This is a genomic window from Desulfosoma profundi (genome assembly GCF_055387865.1).
The window spans coordinates 2114942-2131158 of the sequence record NZ_AP042420.1 but is presented as its reverse complement, the minus strand read 5'-3'; the positions used below and the strand labels follow the sequence as shown (position 1 = coordinate 2131158).

The window sequence follows — 16217 nt, the reverse complement described above, 5'->3', positions numbered from 1 at the left end:
AAGGAGGTAAAGGTCTTGGCCAATCACAAGTCAGCCATCAAGCGAGCCAAACAGAGTGAGGCACGACGCATGCGCAATCGTGCGCGCAAGAGCCGCATGAAGACAGCCATTCGGAAGTTGGAAGAGGCCATCCGCAACAACTCAGTGGACGTGGCCGTCGAGCGCCTCCGGGAAGCCACGTCCATCATTGCGAAAACCGCCGCTAAGGGCACTATCCATCGTAATACAGCGTCGCGGAAGATCTCCAGGCTGACCAAAAGAGTCAACGGGTTAATGGCTGCACAAAGCGCGTGATGCTTGCGTGCGGGCATTTTCGTCATTCCGCGGCACCCGCTTTTCGACGTCCCACGACTCCCCCGACAGCACCTGTGAGGCGGCCTCAAAAGATGGGCCGCCTTTTGTCATCTCCTGAGAAAGCACATCTTGTAGGTGAGCGTCTCCAAAACTCTTTCCGAAGCCATGCCGGTGGTTTTTAGGGACAGGTCCATGGCCACGAGGCTTGCGTGGAGCCCCATGAGGGCGTCTTCTGAAAAGTGCACGGCGTGACGAGCCATTTTTTCCACAACGTAAGAAGAAAGATGGAGCTTTTGGGCGATGGTCACCGTGTTCCATCCCCTTGAAAGGCCATCCTTCACTTGCCACAACAAGCGCAGGTGACGCGAGAGGAGAGCCAGGAGTCCCAAAGGGGAGTCTCCTTTGAGCACAAGATACCGCAGCGCCTCTAAGGCGAGGTCCGCACGGCCTTCAGCCACATGGTCCATGAGCTTGAACACGTGCTCCGGACGAATGCGGCTGGATGCGGCTTCCACGTCATGTTCGGTGATTGCCGAGGCTTCCCCCACATAGAGGCACAGCTTTTCTATTTCGCTTTCTAGAGCCTCAAGGTCTGTTCCCACCGCATTCACCAGCGCAGCGGCTCCAGCGGAGGTCATGGTTTTTCCGAGCGCTGCAGCTTTTTCACGAACCCATGCGGGGAGCTGAGCTTCGGGAACCGCCTGAAAGTCCACAATGAGGCCATGTTTTTCCACAGCCTTTTCAAGCCCTTTCCAGCTCTTCTTGGCACCTACGGTGAAAACCACATGACTCTTGGCACAGGGCTGGGCCAAATAGCCCTCCAACACCTCTCGCTGCTCCTTGGACCACTGGTCCACATCGCGAACTCTGAGCACGCGGCGAGGAGCAAACATGGGAATGGTGCGAACCCTGCCGATCACCTCCTGAATCGAGACGTCCTTAGCTTCCAAGGTTTCGCCGGAAACCGGCCGACTTTCCACAGCCGTCAGCGCCTGAACCAATTCCGCCCAGGCTTTGTCCATGAGGCGGTTTTCATCACCTCGGAAAAGATAGAGATTCTTGAAGGGGATTTCGTGCAGGCGTTTGAGGAAGAGACGACTGTCCATGATGTGTCAGAACCGGCTCATAAACCGGTCGAAAATTCGGGCGGCCGTCTCACGCGCCGCCCTTCTCAGGGCTTCCTGGCGGCTTTCGAAAGCCATCATGGCATCGGGATTCTGACGATAATCCTCGAAGAAAGTGAGCGAGCGGTCCTGCCAGAGGATGGTCCCCGTAGCCCGATCCACGCACCGGACGTCCAAGGTGACGGTCAGCCGCGTCAGGGCGGTCTCCTGAGCCTTGCGATGGGCGACATCGGTGGTGGTCAGGCGCCGGATCTGCCCGATGAACACAGCGTCAGCCTGAGGTTCCGGAACCACCTGAAGACGGCTCTTCATCAGGAACTCTTGACGCAAAGCCCCCGTGAAAACCGCTTCAATCCCGGGCTCTGCCGTCAGGTTTTCGAAAACGGGAATGGCCACAGTCCGAATTCTCGGGTCCACGCCCGCGCCGTCCCCGGCAAACCGATAGCCACAGGAAAAACAGCACAGGAGGAGACTCAGCCCAAGAACGCTCCCTCGACTCCAGCCCACGAGCTCCTCCCTGTGGGATGTAGTTCTAGATCACGATGTTCACGAGTTTTTTCGGCACCACAACGACGTTACGCACGGGCTTGCCCGCCAGAAAACTTTGAATCTTGGGATCCGCCAGGGCGGCTTCCTTCAAAGCCTCCTCGGTAATGTCCGCCGGCACCGTGAGACGACTGCGCAGTTTGCCGTTCACCTGAACCACCACCAAAACGGTGTCGGCCACGAGCGCTTCTTCCCGGTAGGCCGGCCACGGCATTTTCGCCACGCTGGCCGGCAACCCCAATTCGCCCCACAATTCTTCGGCGATGTGCGGAGCCATGGGTGAAAGCATCAGGATGACCGCTTCCACCGCCTCCCGGATCACCGGCCAACTGGTATTGTCTTCCTTGGCTTTGTCGATGACGCCGTAAATTTCGTTCACCAGCTCCATAACGGCGGCAATCGCCGTGTTGAAATGGAACCGCTGCTCGATGTCTTCGGTGACCTTTTTAATGGTCAGGTGGGTTTTACGATGGAGGCTTTGGAGTCCTTGAGGCAAGGGAGTCGAGCCGTCGTAAGGCCGCACGCTCTTGAGTCTTTCCTGATTTTCTGCCACGAGCCTCCACACGCGTCCCAGAAAACGGTATGCCCCCTCCACGCCTTGATCGCTCCACTCCAGCTCCTTTTCCGGTGGTGCCGCAAAGAGGCAGAACAAACGCACCGTATCTGCGCCGTAGGTCCGGATCATGTCGTCGGGGTCCACGACATTGCCCTTGGATTTGCTCATCTTGGCGCCGTCTTTAATGACCATCCCCTGGGTGAGCAGGTTGGTGAAGGGTTCATCCACCTGCAGATACCCCATATCCCGAAGCACTTTGGTGAAGAACCGCGAATAAAGCAAATGGAGCACGGCGTGTTCAATCCCGCCGATGTATTGATCCACAGGCATCCAATAATGGACTCGGCGGCCGTCCAATGGCCCTTGGTCGTAATCGGCACAGGCAAACCGAGCGAAATACCAGGACGACTCCACAAAGGTGTCCATGGTGTCCGTTTCCCGGCGCCCCGGGCCTCCACAACGAGGGCACGAAGTCTTCACGAAGGATTCGCTCAAGGGGAGTGGCGATGCCCCGTTTTCCGGCATTTCCAATTCCAGAGGCAAAATGACGGGAAGGTCCTCTTCCTTGACGGGAACCGTCCCACAACGATCGCAATAAACGATGGGAATGGGCGCCCCCCAGTAGCGTTGGCGGGAAATACCCCAGTCCCGAAGTCGATACTGGACCGTCAGACCGCCTTGCCCCGCGGCCTCCAAATCCCGCGTGATGGCCTCGCGGGCTTCCGCTGAGCTCATGCCGGTATAGGCCCCTGAGTTCACAAGGACGCCGTCTTCCTCGAAAGCATGGGACAGCTCGTTGGGATCCGGCGCGGTCGCGGCATCGCTGGGCCTGATGACCACCTTAAGGGGAAGGTTGTACTTCCGGGCAAATTCGAAGTCCCTTTGGTCATGGGCCGGGACGGCCATCACAGCCCCCGTGCCGTATTCCATGACCACGAAATTGGCCACATAGATGGGCATCCGCTCCTGAGTCATGGGATTGATGCAGTAACTCCCGGTAAAGATGCCTTCCTTTTCCAGCAGGTCGGCGACACGTTCAGCCCGTTTGGCCTGCTTCGCCCTCTCCGCAAAGGCAAGGACGGCGTCTTCATATTCCGATCCACGACACAGCTCGGGGACCAGAGGATGTTCCGGGGCCAGGCTCATGAAGGTCGCTCCGAAGAGTGTGTCGGCGCGCGTGGTAAAAACCTCGATGAAACCTTGACCTGAAGCCAACGGAAACCTTATGGTGCTCCCGAAACTCTTGCCGATCCAATTGCGCTGCATGGTGAGGACGCGTTCCGGCCACCCGGGAAGTTTATCCAACCATTCCAGAAGCTCCTCCACATAGTCCGTGATCTTGAAAAACCACTGCTCCATTTCCTTCTGGATCACGGGCTGATCACAGCGCCAGCACGCCCCGTCTTCCACCTGTTCATTGGCCAAAACGGTTTGGCAAGTGTTGCACCAGTTGACGTAGGACTTTTTCTTATAAGCCAAACCCCGTTCGAACATTTTGATGAAAAAAAGTTGTTCCCACCGATAATACGACGGATCGCAGGTGGCGAATTCCCTGGTCCAATCGTACGAAAAGCCCAGCTGCTTCAGCTGGCTTCGCATATACTCGATATTCTCATAGGTCCACTTGGCCGGATGCGTCTTGGCTTTGATGGCCGCGTTTTCGGCAGGCATCCCGAAGGCATCCCACCCCATCGGATGGAGGACGTTGTAGCCACGCATGGACAAAAACCTGGCCACCACATCCCCGATGGAATAGTTGCGCACATGGCCCATGTGGATGCGCCCCGAAGGGTACGGAAACATTTCCAAGAGATAGAATTTTTTCTTTCCGGGATCCTCCGTGGCCTTAAAGAGCTGCTCCCGCTCCCAATAGTCCTGCCATTTTTTTTCAATAGTCTTGGGATTGTATCGGCTTTCCATCACTGGCTTCCTCATCATGGGTCTTTCCGGCCCGAGCCGGGATCATGAGCAAACGGACAAAAGCGCTTGCCTTGTAGCACAGGCGCCCGAGGTTCGCAACGGTGGACGCCCGAAACATTCCATGATTTGAAGCGGATTCCTTAAGAGTGATGGGGAGGAGCGCAGCATGCATGCCGCGATGGGGCTCGAATTCACGGGTGCCCTGTGGGGAATCTTTGGCGGCCGGTCATTTCACGGCGTCGCCCCTGCGGAACACAGCAGACTTCCGCCAGAGCGCTGAGCCGGCGCATCACCGCAAGCGACTCGGCGCACACCGGCTCAGCTCAACAGCGTATCGTTTCCGGCGACACGCCGCACGAGGTCTCGATAGTCTCTGGCTCCCGGCGATCCCGGAGCATACTCATAGATGGTCTTACCGTACCCCGGCGCTTCGGACAGGCGCACATTGTATCGAATCGGGGCACACAGCCGGCTGTTGTAATAGGCACTGAGCTGGTTCAAAATTTCTTCCGATTGTTTGACCCGTTTGTCCATAAAAGTGGGCACCACGAACTTCACCGCGAGGTCCTTATGGTAGGTCTGGACGGAGGCCAAACTCCGGCTGAATTCCAGAAGCCCCTGAATGGCCATGACCTCGAGACTCACGGGAATGAGGACCTCTTGGACATAAAATAGAACGTTGATGGTCAGCACATCCCAACCCGGGGAAGTATCGACGATGACGTATTCAAATCGACCGTCAAACGGAGCCATGGCTTCGCTCAGGGTCATCTCCCCTCGAAAATCCTTGCGAGCGATCAGGCGCTTCACCCCAGCCAACGAACGGCCCCCCGATAGGAGAAACAAACGTTCTCGAGCTTTTACGAGACACTCTTCATGCGGAACTTCACCGGTCATAAGTTCCGTCAAGCCCGCTTTAGGCTTGACGCCCAACATGTAGGACGCCTGCCCTTGCGTGTCCGTGTCCACCAGGAGCACATTGAAGCCCGCCAGAGCCAACCCGGCTGCCAGGTTCACCGCCGTGGTGGTTTTTCCCACCCCTCCTTTGCTCAAAGACACTGCAATGCGGCGCATAGACAAGGCCGTCCCTTCGGAGGAGGGCGCGGGCTCCGTGGAAGCCTGCGCCTCCGGCTCTGAGGTGTTCGGCTTTGGGATGGGAAACTTATGTCCGCAAAAAACGCACTTTGCCGCCTTCACTTTATCAGAAAGGCGAGTTTCATCCACTTTGTGCTGCCTTTTGCAGCTGGGGCAAATGATAATCATGTGACATCTTCTCCCGATCTCGTCACGGCGCTATGCCTCGATTCTTCGGCTCTCCGGCACACGTCCTGGAGCATTTGAAACAATCGGCTTTGGGGACCATTGGCGTTCAAATCTTGAAACGCCGTCCTCAGAGCCGTTTCCACAATGACAGATTTGGAAATTTTGGACTTGGACCCCTCAGCTTGGATCGCCATGAGCCTCTCTTGCGCCTTTTCCAAGCTCTGGATGATCAGTTTTGTCAAATAATAGGTCACTTTCTTCTTGGGCCGAGCGTCCACAGGCCGGGACAAAGGTTTTATGGAGTCTTTCTCCTCACCGGAGGCGTTGCGGTGTTCCAGCCGTCTCAAGTAAAAGGCCAGCCGCTCGATGATATCGTTTTCTTCGGTCGTGATTTGAGGCGCTTCCCCATTAAGCAGGGCTCCCATTATGTCCATCGGTTCTTCCTTGCGAGACGGCGCCACCGGAAATCCTCCTCGATAAACCAGATCTTCCAAACCCCAGAACGGTTCGCCCATGACTCGGCATCCTTGCGAGAAATCCGCAGTGTGCGGCTGTCTGTGCGCCTTCGTTCCCGCACACTAGTCCTGTGCGAAAAACCGCTGTCGGGCTTTTTGCACAAAGCTCACCATGAAGGCTCGATCCTCATCATTGTGCAGATCCAGAGAAAGACCGTAGAGAAACATCTTGTCTTCCAGCGGCGTCACGTGGCGAACCGTTCCCTGCGCCTGCATTTCGCGGCCTTCGCATCGGAGCTCCACCGACTCCATACGTTGGCCGACCTCCGCCAGGTCGCCTTGTTCTGCCAAAAAGCCCACACCGCCTTCACTAATGTTGGCCACCCGGTAGGCTACGCCGCTGATGGACAAGGAGACCGGTGTCTGCTCGTTCACCGGCACCCGGAATGTTTTTCGAACCACGGCTTGGTCCCCGAAAACGCCGCTCAGCTCCAATGTTTCCTGCAAATCTTGCAGCTCATTCAACAAATGATCTGTATTCGCCATTCTTCCTTCCTCCGTTACCAAGACGCCCCTACTGCATGTGCCACCTCTAAGAAGCAACACAATGCGCCATCCGGGGGTCTACGTCGGACAGATGAGGATGCCTTCAATCATCTTAATATTCGGCACTCTAAAACCTGACCTTAAAGACTTTTAAAACTTTACTCTAAGCCGACCGGCCAGTTTATGGGATGCCCGGATGTCCACCGGTTCCTGCAAACCCACGAGGGCATCCTTTCCCGTGAATGACTGGGAGCCAAAGGGACATCTCCTGTATAGGTCGTGTTTCGGATCGGGTTCCAATCCATCCGGCCGCAAGCCCCTGGGACTTCTCAACCCTTTTCCAGCATCCCAAACGATTTTTCACCAACCGCATCGAGATCCGCCTGTTTCTTGAAAAAGCCACACGAGCGCCTTATAGTCAAAGGGCAGATCAAAGAGATCAGCTATTCAAGACCGACAAAGAACAGCCAGGTGGCCCATGAGCGATCAATGCCAAAATTTTCCGGATCAAGAAGAGCTGGAAAAAGAACTGAGCGAGTTCCTGACCAAGAAGTACGGACGTCCCGTGAGGGTCATTTCCCCTATGATGGTCACCCAGCCCAAAAGCGCCGAATCCAAAAAACCAGCCTCGGAAAGCGTGCGTAAGATTCAGTTTGACCTGAAACCTGAAGAATTGGAAGCTTACCTCGACCAGTACGTGGTCAAACAAAACCAGGCCAAAGCCATTCTGGCCACTAAAATCTGCACGCACTATAACCGAATCAAGTGGCAATTGGAAAAAGGTCATCGGAAAACGGATCCCGTCGGGCGCATCAAGAACAACATTATTCTCATGGGACCGACGGGGGTCGGCAAGACTTATCTCATTAAGCTTATCGCCCAAAAAATCGGTGTGCCGTTCGTCAAAGGGGATGCCACCAAGTTCAGTGAAACAGGTTATGTGGGCGGAGACGTGGAAGATCTGGTTCGGGACCTGGTGCGCGCCGCAGACGACGATGTGGAACTGGCCCAATACGGAATCATCTACATTGATGAAATCGACAAGATCGCTTCCTCGTCTCACCTCATCGGACCGGACGTCTCCCGAACTGGGGTGCAACGCGCTCTCTTGAAACCCATGGAAGAAACGGATGTGGATCTCCGTGTGCCGCACGATCCCATCTCCCAGCTCCAAGCCATCGAACAGTACCGCCGGACGGGCAAGCGGGAAAAACAAACGATCAACACGAAAAACATCCTGTTTATCGTGAGCGGCGCTTTCAACGGCCTGGCCGACATCGTCAAAAAACGCATTCAACAACAGGGCGTCGGATTCAAAGCGGCCGTCCACAGCCGATCCGACGATTACAAGTTTCTTCAGCACGTCAAGGCCGAGGATCTCATCCAGTTCGGCTTTGAAAGCGAATTTGTGGGACGCCTTCCCGTCATCGCCGTCCTGGAACCTTTGGAGGTGGAAGACCTTTACCAGATTCTTAAGAATCCCAACAGTCCGGTCATCCAAGGCAAAAAGGACGATTTCCGCTGCTACGGCATCGACCTCAAGTTCCAAGACGACGCCCTGTGGACCCTTGCGGAAATGGCCTATCAAGAAAAGACTGGAGCGCGGGGGCTGGTGAGTGTCATTGAACGAGTGTTACTGGGTTTTGAAAAACGGCTCCCATCCACGTCCATCCGTCATCTCGTGGTGACCAAGGACCTTGTGTTACACCCTCAGGAGACCCTGGAAGCCATTCTCAAGGATCCCGAGTCGCCGGAGAGGAAAACCCTGTATGAGCGGATCGTTCATGAGGAAAAAGAAAGCGTCCGCCAACAGGTGCTCAAGAAGAAAAAACACTATGTCCACAATTATCCGTTTGTCTTCACTCCCGGACGCCTCGAACTCTTGGTGGAACAGCACGTGAAAACGGGTGAGCCCATCGAAGGACTCTTTGATGTGATGATCACCCTGTACAATCAAATCAAGGTCTTTGAAGACGAATTCCATGATAAACAAGGCTTCAAGATTCACTTTGACGACTCCGCCATCACGGCCATCATGCTGAGAGCATTAGCGGAAAACAAGACAGCCACGGCCGTTTGCCGGGAAATATCTCGGGACTACGACTATGCGTTTCGCCTCGTCGCGGAAAGGAGCGGGCAGATCCAATTCATTCTGCCCAAAGAGGCCGTAGAAAACCCTGAAGACTATCTCGATGAACTCATCCGGGAGACCTACCGAAAACATCCCTTGCCAGGGGACAGCGGTTCTTCGAAGAAAGGAACACCCTCATGATCGGCATTTCCAAGCTCTACTGCGGCACCGTCGAGCCTTCCGACGCTCTTCGGTATGGCCGCCGCAGCACGGAGCTTCCATCCCATCTTTTGCAGTTCTCTCAGGATAAGAAACCTGTGGTGGTCTGGAACATAACGCGCCGATGCAATCTCAAGTGCATTCATTGCTACGCCCAAGCTCTTGACCACGCCTTTCCAGACGAACTGACGACCGCGGAAGGCAAGCTCCTGCTGGATGACCTCGCGGCCTTCGGCTGCCCTGTGGTTCTCTTCTCCGGCGGGGAGCCGCTCATGAGGCCGGATCTTGTGGAGCTGGCCGCCTATGCCGTGGAAAAAGGCATGCGCGCTGTCATTTCCACCAACGGAACCCTCATCACCCCATCGGTCGCCCGTGAATTGAAACAGATCGGACTCTCTTATGTTGGCATCAGCTTAGACGGCATGGAAGAAGTCAATGACCGATTTCGGGGGGTTAAGGGAGCGTTCCAAAAGGCTTTGGAAGGGATTTCGGCGTGTCAGGATGCGGGGATCAAGGTTGGACTGCGTTTCACCATGAACCGCCGAAATGCCGCGGAGATTCCTGCCATTTTCGATTTTCTGGAGTCGCGGGACATCCCTAGGGTGTGCTTCTACCATTTGGTCTATGCGGGACGAGGTTCCAAACTCATGCACGATGACTTGTCCCATGATGAGACGCGCCGCGTCGTGGACTTGATCATCGACCGCACGGCAGATCTCCACCTGCGCGGCAAACCCAAGGAAGTCCTCACCGTGGACAATCATGCGGACGGTCCCTACGTCTATCTTCGCATGCTCCGGGAAGGCTCGCCGCGAGCGTCCGATGTCTTGAAATTGCTGGAAATGAACGAGGGGAACAATTCCGGCCGAGGCATCGGCTGCGTGAGCTGGGACGGTCAAGTCCACGCGGATCAATTCTGGCGTCATTATTCTTTCGGCAATGTGCGGGAACGCCCTTTCAGCGTCATTTGGACGGATCTGTCCGATCCCTTGATGGCCCGTCTTAAAGACAAGAAACGGTACGTCACCGGCCGGTGCGCCCGGTGTCGATGGCTGTCCATATGCGGCGGGAACTTTCGCGTGCGCGCGGAAGCTGCTACGGGCGATCTGTGGGCTCCCGACCCCGCTTGCTACCTCACCGACGAAGAAATCGGCCTGCAACCGGCCTGATCGATGGAGGTCTCCCGCATGTGGTTCCCGGAATATCGCCCGAGACGATTGAGAAGAACGGAAAACCTGCGCCGTTTGGTCCGAGAAACCCGTCTGACCCCGGACAGGCTCATATATCCGCTTTTTGTGCGGGCCGGCCGAGGGATTCGCCAGCCGGTCCCATCCATGCCCGGGGTGTTCCAATGGTCGAGAGACACCGTCGTGGACGAAGCCAAAGAGGTCCATGAGCTGGGTATCCCCGCCGTGATCCTCTTTGGGCTTCCCAAAGAAAAAGACGATATGGGTTCGGAGGCCTACGCCCCCCACGGGGTGGTTCAGGACGCCGTCCGGGCGATCAAAGACGCCTGTCCCGAGCTGGTGGTCATCACAGACGTGTGTCTTTGCGAATACACAAGCCATGGCCATTGCGGCGTGCTTCACGGTCACGACGTGGACAATGACCCTACGCTTGGGCTGCTGGCCCGCATTGCGGTTTCCCATGCCCAGGCCGGGGCGGATATGGTGGCTCCGTCGGACATGATGGACGGCCGGGTCGGGGCTATCCGCGAAAGCCTCGACGAAGAAGGATTTTCCCACACGGCCATTATGGCCTATTCGGCCAAATACTGCTCGGCGTTTTACGGCCCATTCCGGGAAGCCGCCGATTCGGCGCCCCAGTTCGGTGACCGGCGATCCTATCAAATGGATCCGCCCAACGCTCGGGAAGCGCTGCGGGAAGTTCAGCTCGACATCGAAGAAGGGGCCGACATTATCATGGTCAAACCTGCCTTGGCCTATTTGGACATCATCCGGCGCGTTCGCGAGGAGTTCGACTGGCCGGTGGCCGCTTACAACGTCAGCGGCGAATACTCCATGATCAAGGCGGCCGCCGCCAATGGATGGCTCGATGAACATCGAGTGATGCTGGAAGTCCTGACGGCCATCCACCGCGCCGGTGCGGATCAAATCATCACCTACTTTGCCAAGGACGCCGCTCGACTGTTGTCTGCTTAGAATCGTACCGGAGAAAGGAACACTTCGATGCATCCTGGGGAAACTGTCCCCCACGGGGAGAGCCCGCCCCGACGGGCTCACGGTCATGGGGAAGGGGCCATGTGGACGTTACGCCTCGTGGCCTGGGAAGTCACCCGCACGTGCAATCTCGCGTGCGTGCATTGCCGCGCTGCGGCCATGGACAAGCCCTATCCCAATGAACTGACCACAAGCGAATGCATGCGCGTTTTGGACGAAATCGCCCTGCTCGGAACCCCCATCGTCATCCTGACCGGCGGGGAACCTCTCCTGCGGCCGGATATTTTCGACCTTGCCGCCCATGGCCATTCCAAGGGCCTTCGGATGACCATGGCGCCCAACGGCACCTTGGTCACCCGCGAAGTGGCGCGTCGGATGAAAGAGGTCGGGATTCAGAGGATCAGCATCAGTCTGGACGGTTCCGACGCGACACACCACGATGCCTTCCGCGGAATGCCCGGCGCCTTTGAGGGCGCAATGCGCGGCATCCGGAACGCCATAGAAGCCGAGCTTCCTTTTCAGATCAACACGACCATCACGGCAGCCAATCTCGAGGAACTGCCGAAAATCCAGGAACTAGCGGTGTCCCTTGGCGCCGTGGCGCATCACATCTTCCTCCTCGTTCCCGTCGGCCGGGGGAAAAACCTGGAAGAACAAGCCATCAACGCCGAGCAGTACGAGAAAACCCTTCATTGGTTTTACGAGCAACGGGATAAAGTCCCGCTCCAGCTCAAGGCCACATGCGCCCCCCACTACTATCGGATTCTGAGGCAGCGGGCCCGTAGGGAAGGACGCACCGTAGACACCCAGACTTTCGGACTGGACGCCATGACGCGCGGCTGTTTGGGGGGAACAGGTTTTTGCTTCATTTCCCATGTGGGCCAAGTTCAGCCGTGCGGATATTTGGAAGTGGACTGTGGGAACGTGCGGAACCAAAGCTTTCAAGACATTTGGGAGAACTCTGAAGTTTTTCGCCGCCTTCGTAATTTCAAGGCCTTGGCAGGTAAATGTGGGCGTTGCGAATATGTGCGGGTCTGCGGCGGATGCCGGGCCAGGGCATATGAAGCCACGGGAGATTACATGGCGGAAGAACCCCTGTGCACGTACGTCCCAAAAACGCAAACCTCCGAGAGCTGACGCTTTTCGGCCCAGGATTCAAACAGCGTCGCCCCCGAGGACGTCCGGACGTCATTGGTGGACCACAAAAACTTGAACCGCAAGCCACTCTTGTGGGCGGGCATCCGTTTGAATTTTCAGCATCGTCCGCTTCTGGCCCCCCCAGGGAACGGCCTCCAGCCGAGGGGCAACATCCAAGACATACCCCTGAAGGTTCTCTTGGGGCCGGACGACCACTTCCAACAGCTCGGAATCATAGTCCACCTTCGTGATGCGGAAGGCTGTCCCGGTATGACTCACCACCAGCACTTTGCCCACCCGGCTTGTCGCGCCTTCCTTGGTTGTCCCCACAAGGAGGCTTGTCGGTCGAATGCCGATGGGTCCTTCGACCATACCTCGCACGGTGACGGCGATCTGCGGCTTCTGCGGATGGTCCGTGATCAACCGGATGGTCCCTGAATACTCGCCTTGTTCCACCCGGTTGGTGATCACAACTCGGTATCGCGTGCCTTCCACGAGGGTCTCGACCTTGACGCCGACTTCTTTTTCCAGGTCGCTTTCCACACGCAAAATGCGCATCGGCGTCTTCGAACTCTCCACCTCCACTTCATGGGGCTTCAAGACCGCTGCGGGTCCTCGAAACACCACCGTATCGCTCGGCCTGATGTCGACAAAAGGGACAACCTTGGCCGTCACCGAAATGGACACTCGAGGGTTTTGAGGATCGTTGGAATAGACGACGGCGCTCTTGCTGACCTTCCCCCGATATCCCGCAAGGTGTATCGATAATTTCACTTTTCCCTCTCCGCCCGGAGGGATGAGCCGATCGAAATCGGCCACGCTGCACCCTCAACCCGGGCGGACCTGTTCGATGGTCAAAGGCGCCGTCCCCACGTTGCGAACCACAAACTCGGAGGACACGGTGCCGCTTTCCATGACTTCTCCCAAATCCATCTGAGCTTTTTCAATGAGAATCCGAGGGAAGTTTTCCGTCGGCTGTGCCACGGCTCCTGAGGGTGGCGGCGGCGAAGACGCGTCGGCCCAACCCAGGAAAAAAAATAGGCCGGCCAGGACCCAAGCTGGCCCCAAAAACCTAGGGCGGCATGTGTTCATTTCAAACAGTGTCCGCGGCCGAGCCCGTCGTCCCACAGGTCGATGCCGGGGGAGCCTGGGGCGGTCCCGAAAAGTCACTGCGCTGCGGCCGCTCATGCACACGATCTCCTCAATCACGCCCCCGCCTTGACCTCATTTTCTTTCGGAGCCTCCTGCAGCAGCGTTTTTAATGGGACCACTTGGATCCCATCCTTTTCGAAATCCAAAACCTTCTCTTCCAAAACCTTCAAAGTGACCGGATAAGGATGACCAATGGCCACGGCCCGGCCTTCAAGCTTGGCCAGACGGATCAGTTCCTCGAGTTGCCGCCGGATGAAAGCTTCGGTCGGTTCGTGATCCAAGAAAATATCCCTTTGAATGCACGACAGTCCCAACTCTCGGGCCACAGACAGGGCGTTGCTATGGGCACTGGTGTAGCTGTCCAGGTAGTAAAGGCCCCGTGCCTTCAAATGGCCCAACACAACCCTCATGGCCTCGGGGTCTTCCGTAAACTTCGATCCCATGTGGTTATTGACCCCCCGTGCAGACGGTATTTCCTTCAGCGCCTTATCAATCCGTGAGACCATTTCGTCGGGGGCCATAGCCACGAGCAAGGCCCCTCGGCCGGGATCATTATTGGGGTAACCGTGAGGTTCCATGGGCATGTGCAACAGAACCTCATGGCCATGAGCCGCCGCCAGCGCCGCCACTTCCCGTGTATGGGGGAGATGAGGCAATACAGCCAAAGTCATGGGGAAGGGAAGGTTGATGAATTTTCGGGCAATTTTGACGTCGTATCCGAAATCGTCGATCACCAGAGCGATCCGGCCCACAGGGGGCTTTTCAGGCACACCGGGCGGTGTCGGTGACACCGGAGGCGCTTTGGGGACAGAAGCCACCACCGGGTTTTGTTTCGATTCAGATCCGCCCTGTGCCGAGTTTTTCTGAACCGCCGACATGGGCCGAGCCGGCGACGCGGCCAGTGCCGGTGCCCTCTCCTGGGGGGTACGGCCTGCCTGCCGCGGCTCCGAAACCGCCGCCGTGTCGGTGACTTTGGGGCGGGCCGAAAACGATCGGAAAGGATTTCCCTTCGCCCAGAAGACAAGCATGAGCAACAGAAACAGCACCACGACCCAGACGGTCAAAAGAGGGATGAAGACGCTATCCCTCGGCCGCCTTCTCTTAGCGCTGCCGGATTCCTCGGGACGCTGACGGGGTCGACGCCCCAAACCGCTCCCCAGGGTTCTCCCCGTCGCCGTTCGCCTTTTCCCCGCACTGGGTGCCATGTGGGCGGAAATCCTCCGACTACTTGTAACGCGTCTCCGCCATGATCCGATAGCTCTTCAGCAATTCCAAGGCCTGCCGCACCTGATTGTCCGCCTCCAGCCATTTTTCGGTATCCGTCGGATCCGGTTCCGGGGCGGTCTTTTCCTGGTCCTTGGGTTTGTCGGGCGGCACTTCCATGTGGCGCGGAAGATCCTTCTCCCGGAGCCTTCTTTGGGCTTCCTCCGTTCCGTTTTCGGCGTTCGGCACGATCCGTTTCACCACAATGTCCGGAATGATCCCTTTGGCCTGAATCGATCGCCCGCTCGGCGTGTAGTACAAAGACGTGGTCAACCGCACGGCCGATCCGTCATTGAGAGGAATCACCGTCTGGACGGAGCCTTTGCCGAAGGTCTGTTCACCCACCACGACCGCCCTTCGATGGTCTTGGAGGGCCCCGGCGACAATTTCCGAAGCACTGGCGCTGCCGCCATTGACCAGAACGATGATGGGATAAGGATGGGGGGAGGCATTCTTGGTCGCTTCGAAACGCATCTGCTGATTTTCACGCCGCCCGCCCGTATAGACGATGAGACCCGATTCCAGAAACTCATCGGCCACGGCCACCGCCTGATCCAAAAGCCCTCCAGGATTGTTCCGCAAATCCAGAATTAAACCCTGCAAGGGATTTTCTTCGGCTTCAAGCTTCTCCAATACCCTGCGCAAATCGCGACCGGTCCCACTTTGGAAACTGGAAATCCGCACGTATCCGTAACCTTTTTCCAAGAATCGAGTCCGCACACTCTGAATGGAAATGATGTCCCGGGTCAGTTCAAACTCCAAAGGCTTGCGCTGTCCTTCCCGTAAGATAGTCAGCTTCACCTTTGTCCCCTTAGGACCCCGCATCTTTTGGACCGCCTCCATCAGGCTCATTTCCTGGGTGGGTGCCCCGTCGATTTTGATGATTTGATCGTTGGCCTGAATGCCGGCCTTGTCCGCCGGTGTTCCCTCCAACGGTGCGACCACCGTGAGCACCCCGTTACGGATGGTGATCTCGATCCCGATCCCCCCAAATTTGCCCTTGGTTTCAATTTCCAGTTCCTTGTAATCCTCAGGCCGGAGGAAAGACGAGTGCGGGTCCAACTCCCGGAGCATCCCACTGATGGCACCGTAGATGAGTTTCTGAGAATCGACCGGCTCCACGTAATGATCTTGGACCAAGTTCATCACATCACTAAACAGTTTGAGCTGTTCATAAACACCTTTTTCGGCCCCCGTCGCTATGGTCTTCAGCACGACCCATCCCGCAACGGCCACACACACGGTCACCATCACCAAATGAAATTTTCGGCTCCCTTTTCGCATCTTTTCTTCCTTTGACATCCGAAAAATTGAACCTCTCCATAGCTCACGAGGGCTCTCGGGCGTTTCCCCGAGCCATGGTCATTATATAGGAAGTCGGTCAGACGAGAACGTTTTTTTAACAATCCCGATTCTTTTGATTTCGTTGAGAGAAACAGTCCCGTTCAAGAGATTGCCCTCCATGGGTGAAGACGGTATAAGATTTCGGCG

The 16217-nt window shown here is 56.7% G+C and carries 15 protein-coding genes; 5 read left to right on the top strand and 10 right to left on the bottom strand.

Annotated features, from left to right (window positions below; genetic code table 11):
* Nucleotides 1-15 precede the first annotated feature (15 nt).
* Complete coding sequence (gene rpsT / locus ACZ5K9_RS09210) at nt 16-294, top strand: 30S ribosomal protein S20 (RefSeq protein WP_464271044.1); 279 nt, start codon at nt 16-18, stop codon at nt 292-294.
* 107 nt (nt 295-401) lie between these two features.
* Here rpsT and holA read toward each other — a convergent pair whose 3' ends face one another.
* The 6 genes from holA to ACZ5K9_RS09180 all read right to left on the bottom strand — a co-directional run bounded on the left by holA (nt 402) and on the right by ACZ5K9_RS09180 (nt 6704).
* On the bottom strand, nt 402-1400 hold the full coding sequence (gene holA, locus ACZ5K9_RS09205; RefSeq protein ID WP_464271043.1) for a DNA polymerase III subunit delta: 999 nt from the start codon (nt 1398-1400) through the stop codon (nt 402-404).
* A 6-nt stretch (nt 1401-1406) separates the two neighbouring features.
* Entirely contained in the window at nt 1407-1925 is a 519-nt protein-coding gene (locus tag ACZ5K9_RS09200) for an LptE family protein (protein ID WP_464271042.1), read from the bottom strand.
* A 25-nt stretch (nt 1926-1950) separates the two neighbouring features.
* Nucleotides 1951-4440, bottom strand: coding sequence for a leucine--tRNA ligase (gene leuS, locus ACZ5K9_RS09195; RefSeq protein ID WP_464271041.1), 2490 nt, complete (start codon nt 4438-4440; stop codon nt 1951-1953).
* Nucleotides 4441-4758: 318 nt separating this feature from the next.
* On the bottom strand, nt 4759-5703 hold the full coding sequence (locus ACZ5K9_RS09190; protein WP_464271040.1) for an AAA family ATPase: 945 nt from the start codon (nt 5701-5703) through the stop codon (nt 4759-4761).
* Nucleotides 5700-6218 (bottom strand): hypothetical protein, encoded by a 519-nt coding sequence (locus ACZ5K9_RS09185; protein ID WP_464271039.1) that lies wholly within the window; start codon nt 6216-6218, stop codon nt 5700-5702. Before ACZ5K9_RS09185 ends, ACZ5K9_RS09190 begins: the two co-directional genes overlap by 4 nt.
* A 63-nt stretch (nt 6219-6281) precedes the next feature.
* Nucleotides 6282-6704 (bottom strand): PilZ domain-containing protein, encoded by a 423-nt coding sequence (locus ACZ5K9_RS09180; protein WP_464271038.1) that lies wholly within the window; start codon nt 6702-6704, stop codon nt 6282-6284.
* Between the two features lie 478 nt (nt 6705-7182).
* On the opposite strand from ACZ5K9_RS09180, the gene ACZ5K9_RS09175 reads away from it, so the two are divergent.
* The 4 genes from ACZ5K9_RS09175 (at nt 7183) to ahbD (ending at nt 12311) form a co-directional block, all read left to right on the top strand.
* On the top strand, nt 7183-8976 hold the full coding sequence (locus ACZ5K9_RS09175) for an AAA family ATPase (protein ID WP_464271037.1): 1794 nt from the start codon (nt 7183-7185) through the stop codon (nt 8974-8976).
* On the top strand, nt 8973-10163 hold the full coding sequence (gene ahbC, locus ACZ5K9_RS09170) for a 12,18-didecarboxysiroheme deacetylase (RefSeq protein ID WP_464271036.1): 1191 nt from the start codon (nt 8973-8975) through the stop codon (nt 10161-10163). Before ACZ5K9_RS09175 ends, ahbC begins: the two co-directional genes overlap by 4 nt.
* A gap of 18 nt (nt 10164-10181) precedes the next feature.
* Complete coding sequence (hemB, locus tag ACZ5K9_RS09165; protein WP_464271035.1) at nt 10182-11156, top strand: porphobilinogen synthase; 975 nt, start codon at nt 10182-10184, stop codon at nt 11154-11156.
* Between the two features lie 99 nt (nt 11157-11255).
* Nucleotides 11256-12311, top strand: coding sequence for a heme b synthase (ahbD, locus tag ACZ5K9_RS09160; RefSeq protein ID WP_464271034.1), 1056 nt, complete (start codon nt 11256-11258; stop codon nt 12309-12311).
* Between the two features lie 51 nt (nt 12312-12362).
* Here ahbD and ACZ5K9_RS09155 read toward each other — a convergent pair whose 3' ends face one another.
* The 4 genes from ACZ5K9_RS09155 to ACZ5K9_RS09140 form a co-directional block, all read right to left on the bottom strand.
* On the bottom strand, nt 12363-13085 hold the full coding sequence (locus tag ACZ5K9_RS09155) for a hypothetical protein (protein ID WP_464271033.1): 723 nt from the start codon (nt 13083-13085) through the stop codon (nt 12363-12365).
* A 54-nt stretch (nt 13086-13139) separates the two neighbouring features.
* Nucleotides 13140-13295, bottom strand: coding sequence for a DUF1573 domain-containing protein (locus tag ACZ5K9_RS09150; protein ID WP_464271032.1), 156 nt, complete (start codon nt 13293-13295; stop codon nt 13140-13142).
* A gap of 221 nt (nt 13296-13516) precedes the next feature.
* Nucleotides 13517-14668, bottom strand: a complete 1152-nt coding sequence (locus ACZ5K9_RS09145; RefSeq protein WP_464271031.1) for a divergent polysaccharide deacetylase family protein — start codon at nt 14666-14668, stop codon at nt 13517-13519.
* A 19-nt stretch (nt 14669-14687) separates the two neighbouring features.
* On the bottom strand, nt 14688-16010 hold the full coding sequence (locus ACZ5K9_RS09140; RefSeq protein WP_464271030.1) for a S41 family peptidase: 1323 nt from the start codon (nt 16008-16010) through the stop codon (nt 14688-14690).
* Nucleotides 16011-16217 lie beyond the last annotated feature (207 nt).